Origin of the sequence: Halobacillus sp. B23F22_5 (genome assembly GCF_043497085.1) — a bacterium.
Lineage (GTDB): Bacteria > Bacillota > Bacilli > Bacillales > Halobacillaceae > Thalassobacillus.
The window spans coordinates 64893-90435 of the sequence record NZ_JBIEKI010000007.1 but is presented as its reverse complement, the minus strand read 5'-3'; the positions used below and the strand labels follow the sequence as shown (position 1 = coordinate 90435).

The 25543-nt window shown below is 42.9% G+C and carries 21 protein-coding genes; 6 read left to right on the top strand and 15 right to left on the bottom strand.

Features of this window, described 5'->3' with window-relative positions:
* Positions 1-50 precede the first annotated feature (50 nt).
* Positions 51-1157, bottom strand: coding sequence for a YkvI family membrane protein (locus tag ACGTN9_RS11525; protein WP_499592911.1), 1107 nt, complete (start codon positions 1155-1157; stop codon positions 51-53).
* Between the two features lie 129 nt (positions 1158-1286).
* Here ACGTN9_RS11525 and ACGTN9_RS11520 point away from each other — a divergent pair, with 129 nt between their 5' ends.
* From ACGTN9_RS11520 to alr, 3 genes are all read left to right on the top strand, one after another.
* The gene (locus ACGTN9_RS11520; RefSeq protein ID WP_499592909.1) at positions 1287-2528 is read left to right on the top strand and encodes a PucR family transcriptional regulator; all 1242 of its coding nucleotides are present in this window, start codon (positions 1287-1289) and stop codon (positions 2526-2528) included.
* Positions 2529-2647: 119 nt separating this feature from the next.
* On the top strand, positions 2648-3781 hold the full coding sequence (gene ald, locus ACGTN9_RS11515; RefSeq protein ID WP_499592907.1) for an alanine dehydrogenase: 1134 nt from the start codon (positions 2648-2650) through the stop codon (positions 3779-3781).
* An 80-nt stretch (positions 3782-3861) separates the two neighbouring features.
* Positions 3862-5037 (top strand): alanine racemase, encoded by a 1176-nt coding sequence (gene alr / locus ACGTN9_RS11510; protein WP_499592905.1) that lies wholly within the window; start codon positions 3862-3864, stop codon positions 5035-5037.
* Positions 5038-5103: 66 nt separating this feature from the next.
* Here the strand turns inward: alr and ACGTN9_RS11505 are convergent, their stop codons facing one another.
* Both ACGTN9_RS11505 and ACGTN9_RS11500 read right to left on the bottom strand, forming a co-directional pair.
* Complete coding sequence (locus ACGTN9_RS11505; RefSeq protein WP_499592903.1) at positions 5104-5655, bottom strand: NADPH-dependent FMN reductase; 552 nt, start codon at positions 5653-5655, stop codon at positions 5104-5106.
* 233 nt (positions 5656-5888) lie between these two features.
* Positions 5889-6899, bottom strand: a complete 1011-nt coding sequence (locus ACGTN9_RS11500) for a TDT family transporter (RefSeq protein ID WP_499592901.1) — start codon at positions 6897-6899, stop codon at positions 5889-5891.
* Between the two features lie 186 nt (positions 6900-7085).
* Between ACGTN9_RS11500 and ACGTN9_RS11495 the strand changes: the two genes are divergently transcribed.
* Positions 7086-8081, top strand: a complete 996-nt coding sequence (locus ACGTN9_RS11495) for a DUF4003 family protein (RefSeq protein ID WP_499592899.1) — start codon at positions 7086-7088, stop codon at positions 8079-8081.
* A gap of 16 nt (positions 8082-8097) precedes the next feature.
* Here ACGTN9_RS11495 and fosM read toward each other — a convergent pair whose 3' ends face one another.
* From fosM to ACGTN9_RS11455, 8 genes are all read right to left on the bottom strand, one after another.
* Entirely contained in the window at positions 8098-8520 is a 423-nt protein-coding gene (gene fosM, locus ACGTN9_RS11490) for a FosM family fosfomycin resistance protein (protein ID WP_499592897.1), read from the bottom strand.
* Between the two features lie 41 nt (positions 8521-8561).
* Positions 8562-9464, bottom strand: a complete 903-nt coding sequence (locus ACGTN9_RS11485) for an alpha/beta fold hydrolase (protein ID WP_499592895.1) — start codon at positions 9462-9464, stop codon at positions 8562-8564.
* 66 nt (positions 9465-9530) lie between these two features.
* Positions 9531-10061: a GNAT family N-acetyltransferase gene (locus tag ACGTN9_RS11480; RefSeq protein WP_499592893.1), complete on the bottom strand. Its 531-nt coding sequence runs from the start codon at positions 10059-10061 to the stop codon at positions 9531-9533.
* Positions 10062-10244: 183 nt separating this feature from the next.
* On the bottom strand, positions 10245-11390 hold the full coding sequence (locus ACGTN9_RS11475) for a mannitol-1-phosphate 5-dehydrogenase (RefSeq protein WP_499592891.1): 1146 nt from the start codon (positions 11388-11390) through the stop codon (positions 10245-10247).
* A gap of 5 nt (positions 11391-11395) precedes the next feature.
* Positions 11396-13489 (bottom strand): BglG family transcription antiterminator, encoded by a 2094-nt coding sequence (locus ACGTN9_RS11470; protein ID WP_499592890.1) that lies wholly within the window; start codon positions 13487-13489, stop codon positions 11396-11398.
* A gap of 100 nt (positions 13490-13589) precedes the next feature.
* Entirely contained in the window at positions 13590-15518 is a 1929-nt protein-coding gene (locus ACGTN9_RS11465; RefSeq protein ID WP_499592888.1) for a PTS mannitol transporter subunit IICBA, read from the bottom strand.
* 221 nt (positions 15519-15739) lie between these two features.
* Positions 15740-16348: a hypothetical protein gene (locus tag ACGTN9_RS11460; protein ID WP_499592886.1), complete on the bottom strand. Its 609-nt coding sequence runs from the start codon at positions 16346-16348 to the stop codon at positions 15740-15742.
* Positions 16349-16545: 197 nt separating this feature from the next.
* On the bottom strand, positions 16546-17256 hold the full coding sequence (locus tag ACGTN9_RS11455) for a GntR family transcriptional regulator (RefSeq protein WP_499592884.1): 711 nt from the start codon (positions 17254-17256) through the stop codon (positions 16546-16548).
* Between the two features lie 163 nt (positions 17257-17419).
* On the opposite strand from ACGTN9_RS11455, the gene ACGTN9_RS11450 reads away from it, so the two are divergent.
* Together ACGTN9_RS11450 and bglA are read left to right on the top strand one after the other, a co-directional pair.
* The gene (locus ACGTN9_RS11450) at positions 17420-19327 is read left to right on the top strand and encodes a beta-glucoside-specific PTS transporter subunit IIABC (protein WP_499592882.1); all 1908 of its coding nucleotides are present in this window, start codon (positions 17420-17422) and stop codon (positions 19325-19327) included.
* A gap of 19 nt (positions 19328-19346) precedes the next feature.
* Positions 19347-20810 carry a 6-phospho-beta-glucosidase BglA gene (bglA, locus tag ACGTN9_RS11445; protein ID WP_499592880.1) on the top strand — a complete coding sequence of 488 codons (1464 nt, stop codon included), beginning with the start codon at positions 19347-19349 and terminating at the stop codon, positions 20808-20810.
* Between the two features lie 96 nt (positions 20811-20906).
* On the opposite strand, the gene ACGTN9_RS11440 is transcribed toward bglA, so the two are convergent.
* From ACGTN9_RS11440 to ACGTN9_RS11425, 4 genes are all read right to left on the bottom strand, one after another.
* Positions 20907-21848: a formylglycine-generating enzyme family protein gene (locus tag ACGTN9_RS11440; protein WP_499592878.1), complete on the bottom strand. Its 942-nt coding sequence runs from the start codon at positions 21846-21848 to the stop codon at positions 20907-20909.
* A gap of 30 nt (positions 21849-21878) precedes the next feature.
* A complete protein-coding gene (locus ACGTN9_RS11435; protein WP_499592876.1) occupies positions 21879-22673 on the bottom strand; it encodes an endonuclease/exonuclease/phosphatase family protein in 795 nt (264 codons plus the stop codon).
* Positions 22674-22770: 97 nt separating this feature from the next.
* Positions 22771-24060 (bottom strand): hypothetical protein, encoded by a 1290-nt coding sequence (locus ACGTN9_RS11430; protein ID WP_499592874.1) that lies wholly within the window; start codon positions 24058-24060, stop codon positions 22771-22773.
* A gap of 7 nt (positions 24061-24067) precedes the next feature.
* Positions 24068-25540, bottom strand: a complete 1473-nt coding sequence (locus ACGTN9_RS11425; RefSeq protein ID WP_499592872.1) for a sulfatase family protein — start codon at positions 25538-25540, stop codon at positions 24068-24070.
* Between the last annotated feature and the right edge of the window lie 3 nt (positions 25541-25543).

The window sequence follows — 25543 nt, the reverse complement described above, 5'->3', positions numbered from 1 at the left end:
ACATACTGCCCTAACGGAAGTGTATACCGCCCTAACGAAAAAATTTCTGGTTAACTCGTTGCTCGTTGCTTCGCTTCCATGGACTTGGGCTCGCTTTCCTTCTCTTGCTTAAAGGCCTTCTTCATCCGAAACGGCGTAATGATTAACACGGCAATCAGCGTCAAGCCGAGATAGCCGATCAGCGGATAGAAGTAGGCAACCAATTTGGTGAATCCGAAGAAGCTGACAATAAAGCCAACGGCCATTGTACCGGTAAAAAACACCTTAAACTGTTTGGTTTCAACAGTAGAAAATCTGGCAGCAAAAGAATAGAACATGCTGAGTGCTGTATTGAAAATCATGGCGAATATGACGATCGACATGATTACACCTAGCACCGGTGATACATCATTGACAATGGCAAGCATCGGCATGTCTGCTTGTCCAGCGTGCCCCACTTTTGAAAAAATAGCCAGGTTACTTAATATGATGAGAATTCCAATACCAAGACCACCCATCAAGCCACCCAGCGCCGCTGTTTTACGGTTGGTTTCAGCACCACCCATGACCAGCGCCATGGATGCCCCTACTGCAATGTTAAACGACACATAGTTGATAGCAGAGATGAACCAGTTCGGCAACGTTGTCGGTAATTCATTAGCCTGATTGTCCAATTCAGCAAATGATCCGTCCGCCGTCATAAAACTGTAAACGGATATAAGCAGAACAAATAAAATAAGAAATGGTGTAATTCCTCCAATGATGTTGACGACACGGTCAACCTTTAACATTCCTGCCATCAGTACAAGCAGGGTCATAAGGATGGTTCCTGCAACTACCGGCAATCCAAACTGTTGATTAAGATTGGAACCTGCACCTGCAATCATGACTACACCGACACCAAACAAAGTAAAAATAAGTACATAATCAATAATAGTTCCTAAAACTTTACCACTTATTTGGTAAATGACTTCCTTGTGAGAAGTTGTTTTCATTCGGCTTCCAATCCATACGAGTGCCATCCCCGCATAAGCGAATAAAGCGGTTGCAAGAATCGCCCCGATGATTCCCATGATTCCAAAGCTGGTGAAATACTGAAGTACCTCTTGTCCAGAGGCAAAACCAGCCCCGACAATAACGCCTATAAAAGCGCTTCCAATTATTAGTGCATGCTTCATATGATGTCCTCCTGTTCGTTCTTGGGTAAAACTATAACATCCTAAAGATGAATTTTATTTGTAAATATACTAAAATAAAAAAATACTGATTTGTGTTTTTAACCAAACGAACCTAAAAGGAGCGGTCAAATGACTCTACATCCAGATATACTGAAAGACCGACTAAATGAAAGTCATGTATCCATTGAAGAACTTGCCGATCGAATTGCTGATATTTTCAACTGCCCTATTACAATAGAAGATTCTAACCATGGCCTTGTCTCTTATAGCCGCCATTCAAGTAATATCGACGAGGTACGCGTTGCTACTATTATTAACCGCAAAGTTCCCGATAAAGTAATTAACGGGCTATGGAAAAATGGCATTTTGCCAAGGCTGATCGACAGTGATGAGCCTGTTGTCATTCCCGAGATGAAAGAAACGGGACTTGGCAATCGGGTTGCGATATCGATTCGAAAAAATAATGAAATACTGGGATTTATTTGGGCACATGTCTCGGACTCTACTTTTACAGATGAAGAAATCCGGTTATTCAAGGAAGCATCACTCTATGTGAAAAAGTTCCTCCTTCAACGCAGAAAGCGGCGGAGGAAATCAGAGGAAGGTTATAAAGATTTCTTCTGGCAGCTGCTTCGGGGCGACTTTTGGGACAGTGATGAAATTCTCCAAAAGGCCAAGCAGTACAATATGAACCTGGAAGGTAATAAAGCGATCGTCGTCATTAATTTTTCCGATGTGGTAACAGAACAAATGGAAAAACACGCCTATTATTTGTCAGAAACACAGGTAAAGGTATCCGTGATTACACGGCTGTTCGATGATGATGATTTTATTATGCTGGTGCGATTAAAAGACGACGAGTCTCCTAAACAAACATTCAAAGAATTCATTCAGCAATTCATTGTCAAAATGACCGGCCAATTACAGTTACAGGATGTGCATGGATCAGCCGGGATGACCTATCCATCTTCACAAAAAATTGTCCATTCCTACCATCAGGCGACGGAAGTATTGCGGTTAAAGATTAAATTTCCTGAAGAACTTACGGATGTATTTTTGTATGAAGATTTAGGAGTCTACCAATTTATTGAGCGGTTAAATAATTTCCAGAAAGCGAACCACTACCATAACAGGCAAATTGAAAATCTTAGGCGTTACGACGAAGCCAACCATACTTTTCTCCTGAATACGTTAGAAACGTACCTGAAGAATGACAACAACGTATACCAGGCCGCGAAGGAAATGTTTATTCACCCGAACACCATGAATTACCGCCTGAAACGGATTCGGGATGTCGGCGGGATCGATCTTAGCGACCCAAACCAAAAGGTAAGCCTGTTTCTAGACTTAATTACAGATAAAATGGATTGAACATGCTTTGTGCAAATACACAAAGCATGTTTTTTTTATTTAGCCATTTGCCTGATGAAAACGCTTTACCAGCAAGTTACGATGAACAGGAAAAGAAATGAACAGAGGAGAGATGAATCGTGATTATTGGTGTACTTAAGGAAATAAAAAACAACGAAAACCGTGTAGCTATGACTCCAGCAGGGGTCGTTCACCTGATAAATGCCGGACAGACAGTCTATATCGAAACAGGAGCCGGCTTGGGAAGCAACTTCAAGGATGAGGAATATGTAAAGGCTGGTGCGGAAATCGTCGACCAGGCTGCTGATGTATGGGCAAAAGCGGATATGATTATGAAAGTAAAAGAACCACTAAAAGAAGAATATCAATATTTCCGTAAAGGACTTATCCTGTTCACCTATCTCCACCTGGCAGCAGAGCCAGAATTAGCAGAGGCATTAATCGAAAACGAAGTCACTGCCATCGCCTATGAAACAATTACGGTCGATCGCACGTTGCCACTACTTACTCCAATGAGTGAAGTTGCCGGTCGAATGGCTTCCCAGCTTGGAGCACAGTATTTAGAAAAGTCCCAAGGCGGAAAAGGTATCCTGCTCGGCGGTATTCCTGGGGTTAAGCGCGGAAAAGTGACAGTTATCGGCGGCGGTGTAGTCGGCACCAATGCAGCAAAAATTGCTCTTGGATATGGAGCGGAGGTCACGATCATCGACCTGAACCCTGGCCGTCTACGTGAACTGGATGATATTTTCGGCTCCAGCATCAATACAGTTATGTCTAATCCACTTAATATCGCAGAGGCGGTTAAAGAATCTGATCTCGTCATCGGATCGGTATTGATTCCAGGTAGAAAAGCACCAAAATTGGTTTCAGAGGAAATGGTTCAATCCATGCAGCCAGGATCGGTTATTGTGGATGTTGCCATCGACCAGGGTGGAAACTTCGAAACAGTCGACCACCCAACTACTCACGACGAGCCAATCTATGAAAAACACGGCGTGCTTCATTATGCAGTAGCGAACATCCCTGGCGCTGTGCCACGTACTGCTACCGTAGGACTAACCAATGTCACTGTACCGTATGCGGTCCAAATTGCTTCCAAAGGTGTTATTCAGGCTGTTCAGGATAATGCCGCTATCCTTTCCGGTCTGAATGTCGTCAATGGCAAAGTGACGTATGAAGCTGTAGCACAGGATCTTGGTTACGAGTATATTTCTCCAGAAAGCGCATTACATGAAGCGGAACTCGCTTATTAATGGAAAAGTATCCTGCTGCCAAATTGGCAGACAGGATACTTTTTTACCAACAAAGCGACACTAGTAAGGGAGGTAACCCAATGCATCAAAGAAGTTATCGTCAGGCGTGGGCGGAAGTCTCCCTGGACGCCTTTCAGGAAAATGTGTTGGCATTCAAGAATCATATTCAACCAGACACAAAACTAATGGCCGTAGTCAAAGCGGATGGCTACGGGCATGGAGCGGAAGCAATGGCAAAAGAAGCGGTTGCTGCCGGTGCTGATTATCTGGCTGTTGCACTCCTGGAGGAAGCGGTTCAGCTTCGCGAAGCAGGGATCGATGAACCAGTCCTTGTTCTCGGCTACACCCCGCCGGATGCTGTGGAAACAGCGATCAGCCAGGATATCACCCTCACTGTTTTTACCACAGCGGCAGCGGAAGAAGTCCAAATAGCAGCAGAGTCGCTGAAAAAGACCGCACGTGTGCACCTGAAAATAGAAACCGGCATGAACCGGATTGGCATCAAGGAAGAAAAACAGGCGCTGAAGATTATCGAATCGCTCACCTCCGATTATGTATTCATCGAAGGGGCATTCACCCATTTTGCAGATGCCGATAATCCGGATGCTGCCTATACGAAAGAACAATTTGCGGCCTTTCGCCGGTTTGTTGATTTCCTGGAGGAGCACATCTCTATTCCTATCAAGCATTGCTGTAATAGTGCAGCGACAATTGCTTATCCTGAAATGCATATGGACATGGTAAGGGTCGGAATCAGCCTGTATGGATTGTATCCGGAGGAGCATTTAAAACCACTCATTTCCTTGAAACACGTCATGAGTCTGAAGGTGAAACCCGTCCTGATCAAGACACTGGAAGCGAATCAGACGATCAGCTATGGCCGGACGTTCACAACAGCCCAGACCAGTACCATCGCCACCCTTCCTATCGGGTATGCCGACGGCTTTTCCCGTTCCCTTTCCAATAAAGGCGACGTCACGGTTTGCGGTAAAAGAGCTCCGATTGTAGGAAGAATCTGCATGGACCAGACAATGATCGATGTCACTGGAATCGAAACAATAACGAAATCAGATACCGTTACCATCTTCGGAGAACCTTCTGAAGGTTTTATTCCGATGGGTGAAATTGCCGATCATATGGGAACGATACATTACGAAACAGCTTGCCTGATCGGAAAACGCGTCCCGCGCGTCTATGTCAAAAATGGAGAACTGGCCAGGAAGAAAGAATTATTAAAACTAAATACTGCCGATTAAATAAAGAGTGCCTGTCCCCCACCAGAGTAAAGCGGTAACGCAACGGGGGCCAGGCACTTTTTCCACTTATGATATTTCCTTTGTTTTCTTCACCCAGTCAACATAATTATTCATAACTGAATCTATAAATTGAATGGTCGGCTCATCAATAATATCTCCATTTTCATCCATCTTCTTATCAATACCGCTTATCAGGACTTCATTACCTGGTAAAGTAAGGGATGATAGACCAGGAGAGTTAAGGATTTGGCGGAGATGCATTTGAGCTCGAACAGTTCCCAGCAAGCCAATGGAGCCGCCTGCAATCATGACAGGCTTCTTCACCATAACCTTGTCCACCCTTGAAAACCAGTCAATCGCATTTTTTAATACACCTGGCAGGGAATGATTATATTCAGGTGTCACGATAATAATCCCATCACTTTCTTTTATCTTCCATTTAATTTCATTAACAATGGCAGGAGGAGATAATTCATCATCCTGGTTAAAAAAAGGCAGCTCTTCAATTGGTAAAATTTCTATTTCTGCCTGGTTTTTATACCTTGATTGTATGTAAGATGCAAGTTTTCTATTAAATGATTCTTTCCTGACACTACCTACCAGCACTGAAAATTTCATTATAGTACCTCCAATTATTAAAATTATGGTCAGCTGATCATGCCTCGTAGACAATAGCTATGGCTTCCCTGCAAGCAAGCTTGCTTTATACCCTGTCTTCCCATTTATCTAAATTTTCTTAAACTAGTAACAATTATTTCAGAATATCATCAATTACTCAATACACATTTAGCTTGCCTTCCATTTACTGGAGGACCCGGAGTGTTTAGCGGCCTAATGAACGTTCCACTCCACTATGAAATGAATCTATTATTCAATAATACCTCACGAGCCCATAGAGTAATTTCAATCAAAAGAGCAAGCAGGACTACCCATGCCAATACAGGCAAGAAGAAGTGATGGAAATCATTTAAAAAATTACCACCATTGCTGTTGCCACGCATAGCCATTGAAAAAGCAAAAAACATTCCGAATGTGAAATTCCGTGACCACTGGCTGATATGGTAGGTAAAGATGCCTTCTTTCCAGCCTTTTTGCCTAACCCGTTTGACGGCGCGTATGACCTCCACACCCTCCACTAAACAAAATACTATTAATACTAACAACCAATAATAATAAAGAACCAAACCATCCATTATATTTGATGTAATAATAGCAAAACCTGTAATAGAAAGGCCGCCATGGATAATACAGTTCGTGTTTGTCCAGTCTTCAATAATCGACCAATCTGTTGTCAAATAACGACTCAAAATTAAAATAAGGCCGTTCGCATAAAAGAAGACACCGAGGGCAAAGGCAGTTAAACTTAACAAGTCAGGCAGTTCAGGGAACAGTTTCTCCCATAAAACGACCAGTGATTGTGATGCGACAGCAGACAACAGTACAACACCATGAGTAGCATGGAAGGTTGTTCGCTGCCACAGCCGTTTGAAATTCTTGATACTTAAATAAAGAAAAAATACCCACAACAATGAGTTGATTACGGCTATACCCACCGCTAATGAATGAAGCAAAGGTGTATAGTGTTTCAGCACGATCCCCAACACCGAAAAACCGGCGATCCAGGAACCAATTACAAAAGAATTAACCGGGTTATTTAAAAAAGGAGTAAGAAAGCCTTTTTGAAATAACTGCCGGGCTAATTTGTAGTAAATAATGATAGCCAGAAACAAAAAAGTTAAGGCGAACCACCGTTCTGCAGATTGGTTCAAAAAATGACTCATGACGCCATGCAAGAAAATACCCAAAGCCATAACAATTGCCCCTGAGGCTGGATTGATTACTTTTTTATCTATTACATCCATTCTCGTTCGACTCCTCTTCCGCGCGACTAACCTTTTTATTGTACGATTTTTTCAAGGTTATTTAAAGCATCCCTGCTTCTAGAGGCAGGGTTGTGCTACTGAACGTAAACCTTTTCCTGTTCTTCGGGAACGTTTTCTTTATTCATCCGTAAATATAATAAACAACCATTAAGAAGGAGGACCAGTATGGTGCTAAGTGAAAAGCTTACATTATTGAAAGATACATACGTGGACATTTACAAACAATTGAAAAAAAAGATGAGGTGGACGGACAAAAAGATTGTCATGATGGTGGCGGCCGTCTATGTGAGCAGTGACCGCAGATTTGATATCGATCGCTATGTGAAAGTTTCTGAGACAATTAAACAAGAAGCCAGCATGTTTTCCTATTTGAACTCCCCGCTCCGATACACGATAGCGGCCATGTTGGATACACGTTTTGATGATCCATTCACAGCTTATCATGACATGATGCAAGTTTATGAATCTATGATTCGAAGCGGGTTTAACCGTTCCCAGTATACCTACCTTGCTGCTGCCGCGATTATGCAGGACCAAACTGAAGAGTCTGACTTGATGGAAAAAGTTAAGCAGGCGGTTTCGATTCACCGGTTAATGAAAAAGGAACATCCCTTTCTCACTTCAAACGATGATTATCCACTGGCTGCATTGTTGGCTCTACAAGAAGAAGAAATGGAAAAGCTCATCGACCAGGTGGAATATATCTATCGCGCACTTAATCAAAATGGATTTTGGAAAGGGAATCACCTTCAATTTTTAAGCCATATGCTTGCCCTGGATGAGCAGCACACCCCAGACGAACTAGTAGAGCGCACGATCCGAGCTTCAGAGTCATTAAAGAGATCGGAAATCCGTTTTAAAAGTTTACTTTATCCGGAAGCAGGCTTACTCGCATTCCTTGGAGATGGCCCTAATGCTCTAAACGAAGTCCTGGCTTTCAAGGATGTCCTGGACCAGGAATCTTCTTTTCAATGGCAAAAAGAAATGAATGTCAAGGTAGCGGTTAACATTCTGGTAAGCCATCAGCTGCGCGAAGCCAACACCATCCAAACAGGATTGTTCACCACACTGGAAACTATACTGCAAGCCCAGCAGGCTGCAACCCTTGCAGGGATAACAGCTGCAACTGCCGCTTCTTCCTCCAACAGTGGAGGACAATAAAAGCCTATATGGAGTTTTAATCAAAAAACTCCATATAGGCTTTTTCCTGTTTATAATAATACAAACGATCCTGTACCGTCCCAGTATGAAATTCAAACTTATGGCCGTCAGGGTCTTCAAAATATATGGACCGCTTGTCCCTTTTATCTCTTGGCCTGCCAGGTAAAATAGCAACACCCAGATCACTTAGCTTTTTATACATTTTGTCAAAATCATTATCGTCAATGGAAAAGGCAATATGGGTATAGGACTCCTTTATTTCATTACGCGGGATGTCTTTTTCTTCATTGAGTGCAAACCACATACCACGAACATCAAAGTATGCCGTACTTCTGCCTTTCACCAACAGCCTGGCGTCAAAAACATTCCTATAAAACTCGACGGATCTTTCTAAATCCGAAACAGAAAACAAAAAGTGATTGAGTCCTTTTATCGACATATGCAGCCCCCTAATCCCATTTTAATCTCCCTCGCGTCCTGTCAACGATTTAAATAGTCTACAACCACTTCACGAAAACGATCCGGAGTTTCATAATGCGGCGTGTGTCCACATTTTTCAAAGTAGTGAACTTCCCCGTTTGCAGCATTACGTGTGAATGTTTTCCGATGTATATCACATGTTGCCGCATCATGCTCCGCCGTCATTAGGAGCATAGGATTTTTCACTTCTTTTAACCGGGGCAGCAAGGATTCAAATAGCCTTCCCTCTTCACGCAAACGGTCATAATGAATTTCCGATCGATTATAAAATTTATCCCATTCTTCATCCGTGTAAGCAGCATTATAATCCGTCGGGTTATCAGTGATGTACCTGTAAATTTCAATGCGGCTGTCGCCTAATCCATCACTTAACTCCATATATCCCTCGGTCAGCTGTTGAGGGGATTTATCTTTACTCCATGATAATTCCATACATTTTTGAGCTAACGCTTCATTGTCATACTTTCTTGCTAGGTTCGCAGTTTTCTTTAAGAGAAATCTGGATGTAAGTTCAAAATCGAAGGTTGGACATTCAAAAATCACTTTATGAATAGAACTCGGAAAAGTTGCGGCATAAAGGAGTGCTAAATATCCACCAAAAGAATGGCCAATAACCGACCACTGGTTAATTTGTAAGTGATCTCTTAGCTCTTCGCAATCTTTTATGATATCCATTAAAGTGAAATGTTCATGACTTTCAATGATCTCAGACCGGCACACGCCTCGTTGATCGATCGCTATGACATGAAAATGATCCTGCAACCTTTCTTTTTGATGATATGTAAAATCAAAGCAGCTTTCACCAGGTCCGCCGTGTAAATAAAGGACAGGCTGTTTATCCTTTGCCCCAAACTCTTCAACATAAAGTTTCTTTCCTCTAATTTCTATTAATCTGCCTTCCATCTACGTTCCTCGCTTCCATATATTTTTCAGGAAACCCATTCGAATTACATATTTAACATCACACCATTATCCTCGATACTCCATCAACCAGCAATCTCTATATCCCCCTTCGTGAAACTCATGTTTTGGGAGTAATTTAACTCTTTTAAAACGGCTTTTCTCATAACATTTAATAGCCCTTGCGTTCCTTATTTGGGGATCCATCACTACCAGGTCTGCCCTTTTTTGCACCAATAAAAAGTTAGCCATAGAAGTAACAAGTAAGGTGCCAATGCCTTTATTCCAATACGCTGCTTCCCCAATAAACTGGTCTATTCCAAATATAATTTCATCCCCATACCCATATTCTCTTTTGGTATCCTCCTCTAATAGATAGAATTGAATATACCCAATTTCACTTCCTTCAAAAGTGACGATACACTTATTAACATAGTCCTTAGGATCATAAAATTCTTCTTTCACTTTATCTAGATCAAATGGATTGTCTCTTCCTTCATAAAATTCAAGAACCCGTGGATCAGATAGCCATTTTGCCAGCAGGTGACTGTCCTTTTCTTCTAATTTCCTCACCAGCAAATTTTTATTCTGAAAGAGCATAACAAGCCCCCTTTTATATCCGTTTACGTTTCCAGACTTCAGTCGCATAAACGGAAGGTTATATTTACATACGAAACAGATTAGGGATTAGTTTCAATACTTCCCTTACTTAAACTTTCACCCCTCTGATTATCAGATAAAAGAAAAGGAGCCTGATTTGTTTATAAATCAGGCTCCAACTAGTTACTGTTTACTTTTTAATTCTTCATAGCGACGGACTACTTCTTTGGTGATCTCACTGTCTTCTTTCAGCTTACTTACTTCTTTCAAAACATAAGCAGCACCGTGCTCTTCGATCATTTGCTGGATATTCATAGCTTCTTCGTCCTCGGGGTGATCAAACAATAACGCTGCTGCGATCGCTTTAGCCAGGTTTGTATAGGACAAACCTGCTTTTTGCGCCTGTGTGGCCGGACGAATTAACCGGTCTTCCGGTCCAAGCTTCCTCATTGGAGCGCGTGCTACTCTTGTCACGTTATCATTGAGATAAGGATTTTTGAAGCGTTCAATATTCTTGTTGATATAGTTTAAATGGTCGTTTTTATCGAGACCGTATTCATTGATCAGGTAGGATCCAGTCTCTTTTAGTGTTTCCCTGACTTGATTGGCAACTTCTTCATCCGAGAGGGTCTCGTCAATGGTCTCTTTCCCGGCAAGATAACCAAGATACGCAATAACCGCATGTCCTGTGTTGACCGTAAATAGCTTTCGTTCAATGAAAGGAGCAAGATCCTCTACAATCTTCATTCCTTTTACAGGTGGAATAGATTCTTTTGTTTCCACCACCCACTCATAATATGGTTCGACAAGGACATCTAAGGAATCCTGATCCTGAATTGGCACGATACGGTCAACAGCCGAATTAAAGAAATAGACCCTTCCTTCGATCTTTCCTTTCATTTCATCGTCCAGATGATCGAATACATAATCTCTTAACAATGCTGTTGCTCCGATTTGGTTTTCGCAAGCAATGATATAGAGTTTTTCATCAGTTGTATTGATGCGTTCAGAAATTCCGCGGGCAATCAATGGTGCTATCTTCGGCAAAATGTTCGGTCCGATCGCTGTCGTCAGGTAGGCTGCATTTTTAATCGCTTCTACCACTTCGTCTTCCTGACTGCTATTATTTAATCCAGAAACATTTTCGACAGCTACGGTCTCTTGCTGTTCGGTCGCTAATTTAACCTGATAGCTTCGTTCTTCATTTAATTTATTGATGATCTGGTCGGCGATATCTACAAATGTTACATGGTAACCAGACTGGGAAAATAGCGCGCCTATAAAACCTCTGCCAATGTTTCCTGCTCCAAAATGAACCGTTTGCTTCACCATCATCATTCCTTTATCAAATTATTTTTCAGATAGACCAGAAATAAATCTTCCAGCTTTTTTCGAATCATTGCTTCATTAGAAGAAGAGAAGATCATCATGGCTACATCACTTTCTATCAAGCTGGTACTGATGAGACTTAAGATTTCCTGTTCCCGGTTACTCAAGTTTTCAGGAGCCAGCATTAGAAGGAGGTTCTTCATTTGCATGGGCTGGCCATCCATCCCCTTGATCTCACAGGGCTGCTCTAAATGGGATACTCGAAAGATAAGCTCATGGATACCTTCATCACGACAATGAAAGAGCCCCATATTCGTATTCGGGATACCGAGTCCACCTTTCCGCTCTCTTTCTTTAAGCTGGTGCATGACATTAAGGGCATCTGTGAGAAGCCCTTCCTGTTCTGCCTGTTCCACCATTTCCCCTAAAACCCCCCAGTGATCTCCATCTGTCTGCATCCGGTATACACTCAGATTTTTTAGGATGGCATCCATACTGGATTGAACGTCTTTTATTTCCTGCAAGAGACTCTTTACATCCTGCTGGTTTGTTTCTGTTTTAGGCGGGGTATCCTGCCGGGCACCAGGGTTTAAATACTGATTTTTGCTTGTCAGCTTTTCCAGATTATTTTCCAGATAACTCTGGATAAACCCGATGTCCTTCTCACTTAACAACGGACTAACAAGAATGTAGTCAATATTCGTAAAAGGGAGTCTGACAGTTGAAATCACAAGCTCATAGTCATCGAGATTTGCTGTTTGAAAATCTTTAATCGATAAAATCTCAACATCTGTGATCTCTGTCAGTTCTTTTTGAATACGGCTTGCCAGCATCTTAGAAGCACCGATACCTGTAGGGCAGACAATTACTGCTTTAATTTTCACTTTCTCTTCCTGCATCAGCAACGCTGAACCAAAGTGCAAAACGATAAAGGCAATTTCATCATCGGGAAAATCAATATCCTTAAATTCTTTTTCCAGGGCTTTTTTAACCGCCATGAATAAGACCGGATATTTCCTTTTTATTTCTTCTGTCAGTGGGTTAAATAACTCCAGCTGTTGTTTCAAGCGAAATATCGATGGCTCCATGTGTGCCAATAATCCTTGAAATAAAGAAAAGTCATCGGATAAATCTACATGCAGCATCGAAGAAACATCCTTGATGACATTTTTAATCAACTTTCCAAGCAGTACACTGTCATAATATAAGACATCAGTAGCGTGCACTTTTGAACCTCTTAATATAATCGTTAAAAAATGGACATCGCTAGTGGTGATTGGAATCGAAAGATTTTCTTTCAGCTCCCGGCCTATCATTTGAATTAATTGAAATTCATTTGTATCTTCCTTTGCTGCCTGATAATCTTCTGGCAGCAAAAAATTATTCTGGGTGCGCTGGATTGTCAGGCAAATATGAACAATAAGTCCGATATAATCACTATCGGCTAATCTTGTTTGGCCTTTATTGATTTTTTGATTAACCAGCTTGTCTATCATTAATAAATATTCCGGAGAAAAATATCCCAGTATTTTCTCCTTCTTCTCCTCTTCTTGTTCCAGTAAATACAAATTTTCGATTAACTCTTCGTAAAAATAGACTAAGAAGTAGCTGGCAAGTGCATGCCGTTTATTCGCTTCATCTGCAATCAGCTCGACTCCTACGCCTCTTTTTCTTGTAAGAGTAATCGAAAACTTTTTTAACCAGTCCGAAAGTTCATCCAGATAGGTAGATAATGTTGCGCCGCTTACACCAAGCTCGTTGGCGAGCACTTGTTTTTTTATTAAAGGACCTTCATGCAGCAAAGTAATAAGCAATCTCAGCTTTCTTTCTTCGGGTGTTTCATCGGTAGGATCGACACCGGTCAATGTCTGTATGAGCCTGAAAATCTGTTCGTTTTTACCATCGATAAAAAGACCATCTTCCGCAGTACGGTTCAATTCCAACTCAAATTGCTGTAAGACCTTTTCAATTGATTTCAGGTCTCTTTGAATCGTTCTCACGCTCACATTCAGGAACGAAGAAAGAGAATGAACCGTATGATTTCCCGATGTTCGGACAATTAAATCAATGATGGATTTTTCCCTTGAGGTAATAAACATACATCTCACTCATTTCATTTTTTGATGTCCCTCTTTTAAGAGAAAAAGCATGGAAAGCAACAGCAGAAAGGCAGGAATCATCCCGCCTTTCTAACCACAATTATTTGCTGTTAATGATGTCCTTAATTTCTTTTGCAGTCGTTGCCTGAACCATCTGGTCGACATTTTCCTGTTCAGAACAGATTACTGCAATGCCTGAGAGGATTTCAAGGTGTGTGCCATCTTTTCCGGCGATACCAAAGATCATTTTGGCTTGCTCTCCGTCAAAATCAACCCCATTTGGCACTTGGATAACCGTAAATCCTGATTTGAGTACGGCTTTCTTTGCTTCTTCTGTCCCATGAGGAATTGCTACGTTATTGCCCATATAAGTGGAAGTGATTTCTTCCCTTTCCACCATCGCATCAACATAGCTGTCTTTTACATAACCGGCTTTGACTAACGCCTCTCCGGCAAAACGGATCGCTTCTTCTTTTGTAGAAAATTCCTTACCAATGAAGATGTTCTCTTCCAATAATAAATCATCATCTTCATGTGTGTCAGACTCTACGGCTCCCGCATCTTCTTGGGATTCCTCCACAAGTTCTGCCTGCTCTTCTGTTATTTTATTTTGCAGACTCGCGATCAATTTATCATACTCAGGGCTTGATAAGAAGTTATCGACAGAAATATGATAAGCATTCGGCATTTTCCCCTTCGCGCGAGGGGTTAATTCTTTCTGCGTGATGACGATATCTGTATCCTGCGGAATATTACTGATTGCTGTATTAGTTACCGATACTTCAAGATCAGCTTCTTTTACTTTCTTTTTCAGCAGGGATGCCCCCATTGCACTTGATCCCATACCGGCATCACAGGCAAAAATAATCTTGTTGACTTCCTGTGGGAACTCTCCGTTATGAACGGTTGTTTCTTTTTCGGCCACATTTCCGGCAACAGAGCTTTTCTTACCTTTCATTTGTTCCATCTTCTGAGTAGCTTCATTGATATCCTCATCCTGTTGCTTGCCTGTTTTAAGGACAACAGCAGAAACGATAAAGGAAACAGCTGTAGCTACAATAACCGCTGCAAAGTTTGCTACATAAACCATTGGCTGAGGGGGGGTAACAGCTGAAATCGCCAGGATACTACCTGGGGAGGCAGGTGCTCCCAGCCCTCCACCTAGAAGTACCAGTGTGAAAACGCCGCTCATGCCACCAAGAATGACCGACAGAATCAACATAGGTCTCATTAGTACATAAGGGAAGTAAATTTCGTGAATACCACCAAGAAAGTGAATAAGCGCTGCACCTGGAGCTGACTGTTTTGCTGTTCCTCTTCCAAACAACATGAAAGCCAACAATACACCAAGACCTGGTCCCGGGTTAGCCTCTAGAAGGAAAAGGATCGACTTACCAGTCTCTTGCGCCTGATCCAGACCGATTGGTGATAGGACCCCGTGATTGATTGCGTTATTTAAGAAAAGAATTTTTGCAGGTTCAATCAGAATACTGGTCAGAGGAAGTAGTCCAGCACCTATTAACCAGTCGACACCAACCACAAGGATATCGGTGAAACCTTCAACCGCCGGTCCTACGCCTAAGTAGGCAAGAATCGCAAGAATGCCACCTATGATACCAGCAGAGAAGTTGTTAACAAGCATCTCAAACCCGGATCTGATTTTTCCATCAATCGCCTGGTCAAATTTCTTAATGGCGAGTGCCCCAAGCGGTCCCATGACCATGGCACCCATAAACATAGGCGTATCAGGAGCTCCGACGATCACACCCATCGTTGCAATCGCACCTACTACACCGCCACGTTGGTCATGAACCAGCTTACCTCCTGTATAACCGATCAACAGCGGCAAGAGATAGGTAACCATCGGACCAACTAATTCAGCAAGCTTTTCATTTGGAAAGAAACCGGTCGGAATGAATAGTGCCGTGATCAGTCCCCACGCAATGAAAGCGCCAATGTTCGGCAAAACCATCGAACTGAGGAAGTTACCAAACTTCTGTACCGCAACTTTAATATTTGATTGCGCCATTTATACCCTTCCTTTCAAAAAAAATAATCATAAGTTCGTTCTAACTTAATCATAGAGGAGTAATGTAGGCGCATTCAATGACAATGAAAACTAACTTTGTCGCACAGGTGATGACAAACCTATTGTTTCTCTGATTTGGTCTACTATGCTATAGGAGTGAGAGGTTATGCTGAACTCCCATCAAGCTAAGATGTCATAATTAAAACAGTCTGTTTATGTTTCTAATTTTGCTCATTTTCATCGATTCTTATTTTGAATAATAAAACTAATTCATGTTCATTCAGCATCTCTTCTAACTCTTCTTCGGCCGTTAAATCATACATTCTCGTTTCGTTGCCCGTCGTTCCTTTATAAGCCCCTAAAATATATTCCTTGCCATGCTTTAAGGTCAATTCATCTCCATTAACGGCATCCTGCCAGCCTCTGATACTTAACTCTTTCCACTTGGTTTCCTCTAACTGCTGGGTTCTCAGTGTGCCACTCTGACTAAACAGGAGCATACTAGGCTCCTCCATTGGAGATGTGACATAACCCACGCCAAAGGTGCCTTCTTGCTCTTTTTCCTCCCAATCCAGTGATAAAGAACTAGTGTTTTCTTGCATTACTCCATTTTCATAAACCTCTACAAAAATTTCTCCTTCCAAATCTGCATCCTTTGGAAACTGGATCTCGTATTCATTTAACTCGCCTAGCGCAAGGTCCTGAAATGTTTTTTGATAGTCAGATTCCGGGTTCTTTTGTATCGTCACTTCGTCACTTTCAGCTTTAGCGCACCCGGCAGCAAGCACCAACAGGATGATCCCTGCCCATAACCCATAGATTTTTTTCAAAACTAACACTCCCTTTTCAACAGTTGCTCACCTGAGAAGTGTAACATCTATTTCCATTTATGGGTTATATCTCCAATAAAAAAGACCCCCTAATAATAGAGAGCCTGAAACGGGTGAGTTAAAACTAATTTAATCATGGAATCTTTCCCTCTTATCCTTCTAAAAATGTGCTTTTTGAAAAGCTCTCGCATTTGTCGCTACAATAACTGGCTATTTGCTTGGAGGAAAAATTGAGATTGCTCGTAATTATAAGTAACAATTGAAAAATCGAACGGCTGCCCGTTGGTCAAATGAAACAACGTCTCCACATCCAGTTTTGGCGCTCCTTCTTCAAGCCCGAGATATGCCGCCTCTTTCTCTGTGAGTTTGCCTACATGAAGATACATATCCGAAAACCCGACCTTCAACCCTAGCCCTTCGCGAATATAGTTAAAAATGGATTCGGAAACGATTTCTTTATTCAAGTAGGTAACAATCGATTTATTAAAGAATGATTCTTCCAAACACAGCGTCTGCCCATTGATGTAGCGGACTCTTTTCACATAATAAACGTCATCATCCAGTTCAAGATTCAAGTTGCGGGCAGCTTCGGCTGTCGGTTTTCTCACGTCCAGCTCAATAACATCAGAAGTTAAGTGAGATTCTTCTAAATCTTTTTTGAATTCTTGGTTGGAAAGTAAACTGATATACCCTTTCCTTTTGTGCCTTCTCACAAAAATACCACTGCCTCTGACCTGGAAGACGACGCCTTTTTTCTCCAATAAATCCAATGACTTGGTCACGGTACTCTTGCTGGCGTCAAACTGGCTCATTAATGTATCCAGGACCGGAAGCTTTTCCCCTTGCTGCAGTTCATTTTCTTCAATATATTTTTCAATTTCTTCGGCAATTTGCTGATATTTCAACATAAACATACCTCTTATCTTTAATTTTCTTAGACCATTATAGCATACCCCCTCCTAAAAGCTCATTCAATCAAATTGTATCATACCTATTTTTTTATTTGGTTATTGATAAATTGTATCGATACAATTATAATGTAAGCGTATAGCAAATAAGGGAGGGTTTATATTGGCAGAAAAAGTGAGAGATTATCCTAAATTGGCAAAAGATGTTTTAGAAGCTGTAGGCGGTGAAGAAAATGTTATTGGAGTTTCCCGCTGTGCAACAAGATTGCGGTTAGTGTTAAAACGCTCCAAGCCAGAAGCCAAAGCAAAGGTTTCAGCTATGCCCGGAGTCATTACAGTCGTAGAAAATAATGGACAATTCCAGGTTGTCATAGGTCAGCATGTAGGTGAGGTATACGAAGAATTTGCTAGAATGACTAATGTAGATGAAACCGATGAAACAGCGGAAAATAAAGGAACGATATTAAACCGTGTCATTGCAACAATGTCCGCTGTTTTTGCACCGTTCATTTACATATTAGCGGCCGCTGGTATTTTGCAAGGTACACTAATTTTAATCAATTTATTTTCGGACCGTTTCGTAGATACAGGCACTTATCAAGTATTGAGTTTTATATCCTGGGCACCATTTGTATTTTTACCTATTTTCATTGCAATGACTGCAGCGAAGCATTTTAGAACGAATATCTACATTGCAGTGGCCTGTAGTGCTGCGCTTGTCAGCCCGACATGGTCAGAAATGGCGACACAAATTGCGGAAGGAAATACCCTTACTTTTCTGGGCCTCCCTTTAACGGAAACGGTCTATACTTCTTCCGTACTGCCACCGCTATTTTTGGTCTGGATCCTTTCCTATCTTGAAAGGTTCTTAAATAAAAAAATGCCTGAAGTTGTCCGTCCTTTATTTGTTCCGTTCTTTTCTATCCTGATTATGGTTCCTTTAACTATTCTATTGATCGGTCCTGTAACCACATTAGGAGCAACCGCTATTGCCGATGGCTACAACCTTTTAGCAGAAAATGCCCCTGCTGTAGCTGGTGCAATTATTGGAGCCTTTTGGCAGGTATTAGTCATTTTCGGTGTCCATTGGGGAATCACACCGATGGTATTAGCCAACTTCGATTTATATGGCCGTGATTCATTCCAGGCCTATCAGACAATCGCCGTAATCGCACAAGTAGGAGCAGTGCTTGGTGTTATTCTCAAAACAAAAAGCCGGGAGATACGGAAAGTCGGCACTTCCGCAGGGATTACCGGTATATTCGGTATTACAGAACCATCTATTTACGGGATCACACTACGATTTAAGAAGCCGTTTATATTTGGCTGTATTTCCGGAGCCGTCGGTGCTATCGCTGCCAGCTTTTTCAACCCCTACTATTTTGCCTACGCGGGTTTGCCAGGACCATTAACTTTAGTAAACGGAATCGATGATGCCTATCCCCTTTCCATATGGGGCATCCTGCTAGGCGTTTTAATTGCTATCATTCTTCCAGTCGTATTGATTCAAATTTTCGGTTATGGGGAAGACTCTGCGAAAGAAGCTGGAGATGAAAGTCTTGTACAGGAGCAAGAGGAGATGACAAGCACCCCAGAACAAAATCAGCCTGAAAATAACGAAGAAATATTAACCGCTCCTCTAACCGGTCAAGTCATTCCGCTTTCTGAAGTGCCCGATGAAGTATTCAGCTCTGGTGCGATGGGTCAGGGGATCGCTATCCAGCCATCTGATACCAATGTCTATGCACCTTTTGAAGGAACGATTGTCATGGTAGCTCCTACCAAACACGCCATAGGCCTACGTTCTAAAACTGGGGTGGAGCTTCTGATTCATATCGGGTTAGATACCGTTAAATTAGAAGGAAAACCATTCACGCTGCACGTAAAAGAAGGCGATGAATTTAACAAAGGTGATCGCCTGGTCCATTTTGATGCTAAATTAATAGAAAATGAAGGTTTGTCTGCCATTACACCAGTCATCATTACCAATGCCGGGGATTACGAAGAAGTCATTATTGAAGAAGCTGCGGCTTTCACATCAAACGAAAAAGTACTTACTGTGGTTAAATAAAAAAAGGAGGATGATTACGATGAAAAACATGCCGAAAGATTTCTTATGGGGCGGCGCATTAGCCGCCCATCAGTTTGAAGGCGGATGGAATAAAGGCGGTAAAGGGCCGAGCGTCGTCGACGTCATGACGGCAGGAGCCCACGGGGTACCACGGAAAATCACCCAAACGATTGAAGAAGATGAGTTCTATCCAAACCACGAAGCAATCGATTTTTACCATCACTATAAAGAAGACATCGCGCTATTCGCAGAAATGGGGTTGAAATGCCTGCGCACCTCGATTGGCTGGAGCCGTATTTTTCCGAACGGTGATGAGGACGAACCAAATGAAGAAGGACTGCAATTCTATGATGATGTTTTCGATGAACTGATTAAACATGGCATCGAACCGGTCATCACCCTGTCCCACTTCGAAATGCCGCTTCATTTAGCGAGAGAATATGGCGGTTTCCGCAGCAGAAAGGTCGTCGGCTTTTTCGAAAAGTTCGCCGAGACTTGCTTTAACCGTTACAAAAATAAAGTGAAATACTGGATGACGTTTAACGAAATCAACAACAAAATGGATGTCGACAATCCATTGTTCTTATGGACCAATTCAGGCGTTACCGTAAACGAAGGCGAAAACGCAAAAGAAGTGATGTACCAGGCGGGTCACCATGAGCTGCTCGCGAGCGCCCTCGCTGTAGCAAAAGGGAAAGAAATCAATTCGGATTTCGAGATTGGTGCGATGGTATCCCATGTGCCAATCTACCCTTATTCCTCTAACCCTGAAGATGTCATGCTGGCCGAAGAACTGATGCGACAGCGTTATTTCTTTCCGGATGTTCAGGTTCGCGGTTACTATCCAAACTATGCGTTAAAGGAATTTGAACGGGAAAGTTTCGACATCAAGTTCGAAGATGGCGATGATAAGATTTTGCAAAACGGTACGGTTGATTACCTTGGCTTCAGCTACTACATGTCTACCACGGTGAAAAGTGATGTTAAAAAAGATAATACCGGAGATATAGTAAATGGAGCCTTGCCAAATGGCGTAGAAAATCCTTACCTGAAAGCGAGCGACTGGGGCTGGACCATCGACCCGGTTGGATTACGTTACGCGTTGAACCGCTTGTACGATCGCTACCAGATTCCACTTTTTATCGTTGAAAATGGCTTTGGCGCTGTTGATACGATCGAAGCAGATGGTTCTATCCACGACCAGGATCGCATCAATTACCTGAAAGCACACATCGAAGAGCTTGAAAAAGCCGTTATTTATGATGGCGTCGATCTCCTTGGCTACACACCATGGGGCATCATCGATATCGTTTCATTCACGACAGGCGAAATGAAAAAACGCTACGGGATGATCCATGTCGATCGTGATAATGAAGGAAACGGCACCATGAAACGTACGAAGAAGGATTCCTTCGAATGGTATAAACGTGTCATCGCAACCAACGGCGAAGAATTAGAACCATTGATGAAAAAATTGAAATAATAAAAAGTGGGCATCCACGTGCTGGAAGCCCACTTTTTCTCTGTGTTCTTTAACAAACTTTCAATCGCTGATAAGTCTTTTCCTGAATCATCAAAGTTATCTATCCATTACACAACGAAACCCGATATTACCTGTAGAACTATCAACCGTGTTAGAGGTGCGCGCCGCTACACGATAACGATTGCAGTAGGATTTATGACAAAGATAGGAACCTCCCCGCATCACTTTAGATGATGGTGAAGTAGCACGTCCCTTGCTCTGAAAAGAATCCGAGCACCACTCCCATACATTTCCTGACACTTGGTAGAGTCCAAAACCGTTAGCCGGAAAAGCTGTAACTGGGGCTGTTCCCATGTATCCATCTTCTTTGGTATTTTCTTTTGGAAATTTGCCCTGCCAGATGTTACAGTAATGTTCCCCATTTGGAGTCAGCTCGTCCCCCCATGGATAGCGTTTTTGTTCCAATCCTCCACGCGCTGCATATTCCCATTCTGCTTCGGTAGGCAACCGCTTCCCGGCCCAATCACAAAAAGCAACCGCATCGTTCCAGGATACATGGATGACTGGGTGGTCCATCCGTTCCTTAATCGTAGAACCAGGTCCTTCAGGCTGGAACCAGAAGGCTCCTTCTGTTGCGAGCCACCATGGAGTATTTGGCACTTGTTGTACCTTATAGGGAAAATCATCAGGGACGAACTGGTAAAAAACAAATGACCAGCCATATTGTTCAGCTTCTGTCTTATATCCGGTTTCCTCTGCAAATTGCTGGAATTCTCTATTAGTCACGGTATGGCTATCCATATAAAAAGAATCTACTGTCACTTTTCTTACGGGACCTTCCCCATCCCCCGGAACTCCTTCTTTATCATCCGTTCCCATTAAAAAGTCACCAGCGGGCAAGAATACCATTTTATCCTTAAACTTGGTTTCTTCTGTAGTACTCCGAGCATTGCTCGTGCGTACTTCGGGTGATGTTGCATCAGAATCAGCCCTGCTCGCTGCACAACAGGATGGTTTGTTTTTCGGTTCTTCCCTCATGATTATCTCCTCCTTTCATGATGCATTTTCCTAAAATGACACGTGAGTAATGACTGGGTAATGATCGGATGGAAACCTGCCATCATAGGAAGTTCTATCAATCTCTGTTTTTATTACCTCGATCTCTTGGGCGCTAAAAACATAATCGATCGGCTCCCCTTCCGTACCACCTTCAAACTCGTGGAATGTCCGTCCGGGTTTACCATCCAGCCAGTGATAAGCATCCTGCAATTGGCACGTATCTCCTTTAAGTGATAATTTCCCGCGTAAAAATTGAACTACTTTATTATCAGGTTTACTATTCAGATCCCCCATCAAAACAATCGGGACTTTCTTTTCTATGTAATGGCTACGAAGCCTTTCCCAAATCAAAACGATGCCATTTTCCCTCGCCTGCTGGCTCACATGGTCAAGGTGGGTGTTATAAACAATAAATTCCTTATGTGGTATCTCTACAAATCGAAAAACCCCCCAGGTACATATCCTTGGAAAGTCACTTTTCCAGCTGACGCTGTCAGGGACCTCCGGCTGTTCAGAGAGCCAGAATTGTCCTGAGTCTACCATCTCCAGCTTACGATAATCATAAAATATCGGACAGAATTCATCGCTCATCCCGCCTCGCCTGCCTTCCCCAATCCAGCAATAGTGAGATAAGGCTTCTTCCAGGTCTTGGATCATCGGTAATAAAGCTTCCTGTGCTCCGAACACCACCGGTTCATGCTTTCGAATCATTTTGACTGCTTTGTCTATCCTATTAGCCCAGGAATTTTCACCATCCTGGGGGAGATCTACCCTTAAGTTGAATGTTACTAGTTTCATATCCATTTGCACACCCACCTTCCAACATTTGATACTAAAAGCAGATGGGTTCCATTACCCTACTTCGAGGAGTGGGGCAGTTAGGGTAATGGAACACTATCTCCTATTCATTTACCTTGCTCTTCAATCGAGTTGTAAAAAATGACATCCCGCGTTTGAAAGCCGTGAATCCATATAGCATCGAACTCCAATCGATCAACGTAACCTTGGCTGGATACCAGCGATCGGGCTGATTGAGATGCCACCAGGAATAGCGGTGTAATCCATAGCGATAGGCGGCACGAAGTTTTTTCTCATCTTCTTTGTCTTCCTCATTCGTGTACCGGTCATATGGCAGATGATTTTGATAGAGTGCATATAAATCATAGATTCCCCCAGGATAGACCGGGAGAAAACCTCCCACGATATAGGCGGAAGCTATATCCCCTGGTGAGTTATTGACCTGATCAGCATGGTATCCGCCGTGCAACCCATCGTTAGGGCCGGCACCATATCCCCATACATAGGATGGCACATCAGCTCGCTCTTTCCATTTTAAGCGATCGGCCATGCAGGCATTGTGGTAAAACTCCCGGTAAACAGCGCTTTCCGCGTATTCCGGCACAAGGTAGAATGGAAATTGATGGACAAACGATGACAGGAACGAATCTTTTCCATGTTCCCCGTTGGTATCTGTCAGGACTGAAAAGCCGCGGAAGTCGACTTGCGGCAAGTCGGTCATTTTTTCTTCGGAAAAGTTGTTTTGCCACAAGTCCTGAACAGCTTTGTTATCAGGCTGACCCAACATGGCCAGATGGGCTACTAAAACATATTCATTATAAGCCGGAAGCGGCAAGGTTCCTTCGCCGTCCTTCACAACCATATGGATCGATCCGGTCTCGATATCAGCGACTACTACGCTCCAGTCGATTTGATTCAAAAGTTCACTTGCCAAAGCGTCAATTTCAGGCTCTGTGTCCTTAAAATGCTGGCCTGCAAAAAGGGCTCCGGCAACTAACAAAGAAGTATCAATCGTCGAAATTTCAGAATGCAGATTCTCCCCTGTCTCCATATCTACAAAGTGAGCGAAAAACCAGGTTTGCTCATCACGCGCGGGCTGGCAGCCTTTCGTTTTCCCGAGAGCAGTTTTTATTGTTAACATAGCTTTTTCTGCGGCTTGGTTATCCCAGCCTTCCATATCAGCGACACACAGGCCGATCAAGCCTACACCTGTAGCAGCTATCGAAGATTTCGATTCCGGGTTGTCCTCCAATGTTCGGTAACTATCTGCATACAGCCCCGTCTTAGGGTGACGGGATGCATCCAACAGGCGATAGGAATCTTCATATTGTCGGTCGAAAAAATCTTTTACTTGTTCTGGCAACTTTGTATAAAACTCTGTCGTTTTCGTCACAAGTCCACTACTCCCTTAATCTATTATAGATCTTTTGAAATTTTTGATGGCGTTGTTCCAAACGGTCTGCCGCATCATTACGGCCTTCTTTCCGAAGTCTTTCTACATAATTATGATAATTGCCTCTCGTATGAAAAGGTCCTCCCTCATGGATGACATTCCACATCGGATCGGTTGGTGAATCGGAGCTCGCCATCTGCTCAGTTACCCACTCATCCAGCAGCCGTAAGCCTTCTCCTACTATTTCCGGCTTTTCATTAGCTAGATTGGTAGTTTCATGGGGATCATTTTCGATATCAAACAGCATTAGCTCAGGGAAGTCTTTTAATCCATCATGGTAAGTCCGAATCAAGATCCAATTATCGAAACGGACACCTCGCTGACAGCTCCATGCCGCCTGACTGACGACAAGGTAAGGACGTCCTGCTTCTTCTCCTTTTGTAATGGCAGGCAGAAAACTCGTGCCGTCCCATCGATCACGCAATTCCCCTCCAACAAGTTCTGTCACTGTCGGGCCAATATCAATCTGATAATGGAAGTCCTCATCGACATGTCCTTCTTTTAGATCTGGTCCTGACATGATCAACGGGATCCGGCTGGTAATATGGTCTGCCGTCTGGTGATCACCGTAAACATTCAGCTCACCCTGGTTTTCCCCATGATCGGCAGAAATGATAATCATCGTCTCTTCTAACATTCCCTCTTCTTCCAGGGCATCAAGCAGCATGCCGATATGATCGTCCACGTGACGGATCGCGGTATCATATCCATCGATCCATTGTTTAAAATCTTCGACAGAGGTAATTTCCTCTGGAAGATTCGGCATCAAGTGATTGGATGGAATTTCCCGGGCGCTCATCGGGCCGAAGCTTTCCCGGTGTTCCGCGATCATTTCATCAGTGAGCCAATCTGGGGCCGGATCTTTTTCAAATGGATTGCCGTATTCTTCAGGTGTGCGGTAAGGCGTATGGGGGTCCCAGAAATTCAAATACAAGAACCAGTCTTCTTTTTCCGTACCTCTTCCTTTGATCCATCTCAATGCCTCGGATGAAACATCTCCAGCTGTTTCTCCGGCATGCTTGCCTGTATCATGCATTTCGAGGAACCCTTCCAGCACGTTCCACTTGGCATGACGGCCAGGAAACGGACTGATCATAGCGGTATGGTGACCTTTGAAGCGAAGTTCCTCCACCCAAGCCTGATAGGGACTATGGTGATGGTTGAAGGGACGATCTATCCCGATCGGCTGAACGTCTGCATTCAATCCGCCATGGTTGATCGACCCGGTATGGATACCGAACCTCGAATTGAACATGGCATTTCGTGACGGGGCGCAGGGTGCATCGGATGCGTAATAATTAGTGAACCTTACCCCTTTTTCTGCGATGCGATCAATATTCGGTGATGTGTTCCGGTGATAGCCATACACTCCCAGGTGGTCTGGACGGAGAGAATCAATATCAATGTAAAGGATTTTCATAGT

Excerpts from the sequence above, each read along its gene's own strand:
- ACGTN9_RS11500 (WP_499592901.1), bottom strand. The coding sequence starts at position 6,899 with ATGGATGTAATAGATAAAAAAGTAATCAATCCAGCCTCAGGGGCAATT.
- fosM (WP_499592897.1), bottom strand. The coding sequence starts at position 8,520 with ATGTCGATAAAAGGACTCAATCACTTTTTGTTTTCTGTTTCGGATTTA.
- ACGTN9_RS11520 (WP_499592909.1), top strand. The coding sequence starts at position 1,287 with ATGACTCTACATCCAGATATACTGAAAGACCGACTAAATGAAAGTCAT.
- ACGTN9_RS11480 (WP_499592893.1), bottom strand. The coding sequence starts at position 10,061 with ATGCTCTTTCAGAATAAAAATTTGCTGGTGAGGAAATTAGAAGAAAAG.
- ACGTN9_RS11470 (WP_499592890.1), bottom strand. The coding sequence starts at position 13,489 with ATGTTTATTACCTCAAGGGAAAAATCCATCATTGATTTAATTGTCCGA.
- ACGTN9_RS11495 (WP_499592899.1), top strand. The coding sequence starts at position 7,086 with ATGGTGCTAAGTGAAAAGCTTACATTATTGAAAGATACATACGTGGAC.
- ACGTN9_RS11455 (WP_499592884.1), bottom strand. The coding sequence starts at position 17,256 with ATGTTGAAATATCAGCAAATTGCCGAAGAAATTGAAAAATATATTGAA.
- ACGTN9_RS11465 (WP_499592888.1), bottom strand. The coding sequence starts at position 15,518 with ATGGCGCAATCAAATATTAAAGTTGCGGTACAGAAGTTTGGTAACTTC.
- ACGTN9_RS11425 (WP_499592872.1), bottom strand. The coding sequence starts at position 25,540 with ATGAAAATCCTTTACATTGATATTGATTCTCTCCGTCCAGACCACCTG.
- alr (WP_499592905.1), top strand. The coding sequence starts at position 3,862 with ATGCATCAAAGAAGTTATCGTCAGGCGTGGGCGGAAGTCTCCCTGGAC.
- ACGTN9_RS11525 (WP_499592911.1), bottom strand. The coding sequence starts at position 1,157 with ATGAAGCATGCACTAATAATTGGAAGCGCTTTTATAGGCGTTATTGTC.
- bglA (WP_499592880.1), top strand. The coding sequence starts at position 19,347 with ATGAAAAACATGCCGAAAGATTTCTTATGGGGCGGCGCATTAGCCGCC.
- ACGTN9_RS11435 (WP_499592876.1), bottom strand. The coding sequence starts at position 22,673 with ATGGATATGAAACTAGTAACATTCAACTTAAGGGTAGATCTCCCCCAG.
- ACGTN9_RS11440 (WP_499592878.1), bottom strand. The coding sequence starts at position 21,848 with ATGAGGGAAGAACCGAAAAACAAACCATCCTGTTGTGCAGCGAGCAGG.
- ACGTN9_RS11505 (WP_499592903.1), bottom strand. The coding sequence starts at position 5,655 with ATGAAATTTTCAGTGCTGGTAGGTAGTGTCAGGAAAGAATCATTTAAT.
- ACGTN9_RS11485 (WP_499592895.1), bottom strand. The coding sequence starts at position 9,464 with ATGGAAGGCAGATTAATAGAAATTAGAGGAAAGAAACTTTATGTTGAA.